This window comes from Vibrio sp. OY15 (assembly GCF_000742455.1).
Lineage (GTDB): Bacteria > Pseudomonadota > Gammaproteobacteria > Enterobacterales > Vibrionaceae > Vibrio > Vibrio alginolyticus.
In genome coordinates, this window is the sequence record NZ_JPIL01000045.1 from 1 (window position 1) to 1,730 (window position 1,730).

Here is a 1,730-nt window from a genome sequence, read left to right on the forward strand (position 1 = left end):
TCACCCCTTAGCAGGGCGTTAGCTGAATAGGATGAAAACAATAATAATGGAATACTTGGATAGACTGATTAGAGATTGCGAAACCGCTAAAACAGTGAAGCCAAAATCTGACTTTACGGTTGCTAGCTTTGATGAGGTTCCAGATATCGATAAAGGGATCTATATCATCAAAGAAGTTGGTGGATGTGCAGAAAGCACGTTTGAATCATTCGTAGACTTTAAACGGAAAAAGCTTAAAGCATGTAGCAAAGTAAATAGCCCATCACATGTTCTATATGTTGGATCTTCAACTACTGGCTTACGAAAACGGTTAAGGCAACACTTGGTTAATTGCCCCAACAAAACTTACTCCTTGCACATGTATCAATGGTTTGATGGCAAGTATGAGGTTCGTATTCTTGAATATGACGTTCCAATAAAAGTCCTTCAACTCATTGAGGATGCGATGTCGCATGACTTGAAGCCTGCTTTTGGTAAGCAAGGTGGAAACAATAAATAGGATCGCTTTGGCAATTCAGCTAACAAACTGTTCAAGAGGGATTCGCAACGCGTGGTATTTTTACTATGCGTTGGTTTTAGTGTTTAAGGTGGTATGCGGCGGCATCGGTATTGCGTTGCTCACCCCTTAACAGGGCGTTATAGCGCACGATAAAATTGAATATGGATGGTCATGGATAATATCGAAAAAGAGCTCTATCAAGCAGCAATAGAACTAGTAAATATGCGATATCCTTCTGGTTGGGGTGGAGCTGCGGCTGTTAGAACAGAGTCAGGAAAAATATTAACAAGCATTGCTCCTGATACTAAAAACGATACTCTTTCACTATGCATGGAAGTGGGAGCGTATTTAGAGGCTCACAAACTCAATGAGCGAGTGACCCACTCATTATGCTTGTGTCGTGAGAGCGAGAACGATGAATTTCTAATCTTGTCACCATGCGGAGTTTGCCAAGAGCGCCTTGTCCATTGGGGTGGGGATGTCAAAGCAGCAATTACGACTCCAGAGAATGCATTGGTTTTCAAAACTATACGAGAATTAATGCCTCATCATTGGTCACTTGTAAACGGCAAAGCGCTATAACAAACTGTTTAAGAGTGATTCGCAACGCGTGGCATTTTTACTATGCGGTGGTTTAAGTGTTTAAGGTGGCATGCGGCAGCATCGGTATTGCGTTGCTCACACCTTAACAGGGCGTTATGCGTAAATGGAGGAAACATGGAAAATCAGGGAAAGCTGTTCTTCTTCTGTGGCAAGATGGGAGCTGGTAAATCGACTAAATCTAAGGTTGTTGCTTCTGAAAATAGTGCAGTCCTAATTTCAGAAGATGATTGGTTGTCAGCTCATTATCCCTCACAAATTCAAACGTTTGACGATTACATTAAGTACTCAAACCTCATTAAGCCTTTCATTAAAAGCCATGTTCAAAACTTGCTAAATGTTGGGGTTAACGTTGTCATGGATTTCCCGGCTAATACCGTTAAGCAAAGAGCTTGGTTTCTATCACTGTGCCTCGAAGTAAACAGTGAACATGAGCTTTGGTATTTAGACTTAACCGATGAACAATGCTTGTCCCAAATCGCTAAACGTCGAGTTGAACAGCCAGAACGGGCTATGTTTGACACAGAAGCAATATTTCATCATGTAACCCAGTATTTTGAAGCTCCAACAGCTAGTGAAAAGCTCAGTTTGGTACGTATGGCAGGATACGCTTAGTATCAAGTTTGAAGTG

3 protein-coding genes are annotated in these 1,730 nt (G+C 41.6%); all 3 read left to right on the forward strand.

Features of this window, described 5'->3' with window-relative positions; all coding sequences use genetic code 11:
- Positions 1-31 precede the first annotated feature (31 nt).
- The 3 genes from IJ23_RS23700 to IJ23_RS23710 all read left to right on the forward strand — a co-directional run bounded on the left by IJ23_RS23700 (position 32) and on the right by IJ23_RS23710 (position 1,714).
- A complete protein-coding gene (locus IJ23_RS23700; RefSeq protein ID WP_230238894.1) occupies positions 32-499 on the forward strand; it encodes a GIY-YIG nuclease family protein in 468 nt (155 codons plus the stop codon).
- 171 nt (positions 500-670) lie between these two features.
- Positions 671-1,081, forward strand: coding sequence for a cytidine deaminase (locus tag IJ23_RS23705; RefSeq protein WP_031781297.1), 411 nt, complete (start codon positions 671-673; stop codon positions 1,079-1,081).
- Positions 1,082-1,216: 135 nt separating this feature from the next.
- Complete coding sequence (locus IJ23_RS23710) at positions 1,217-1,714, forward strand: AAA family ATPase (RefSeq protein ID WP_033907517.1); 498 nt, start codon at positions 1,217-1,219, stop codon at positions 1,712-1,714.
- Positions 1,715-1,730: the final 16 nt, after the last annotated feature.

Excerpts from the sequence above, each read along its gene's own strand:
- IJ23_RS23700 (WP_230238894.1), top strand. The coding sequence starts at position 32 with ATGAAAACAATAATAATGGAATACTTGGATAGACTGATTAGAGATTGC.
- IJ23_RS23705 (WP_031781297.1), top strand. The coding sequence starts at position 671 with ATGGATAATATCGAAAAAGAGCTCTATCAAGCAGCAATAGAACTAGTA.
- IJ23_RS23710 (WP_033907517.1), top strand. The coding sequence starts at position 1,217 with ATGGAAAATCAGGGAAAGCTGTTCTTCTTCTGTGGCAAGATGGGAGCT.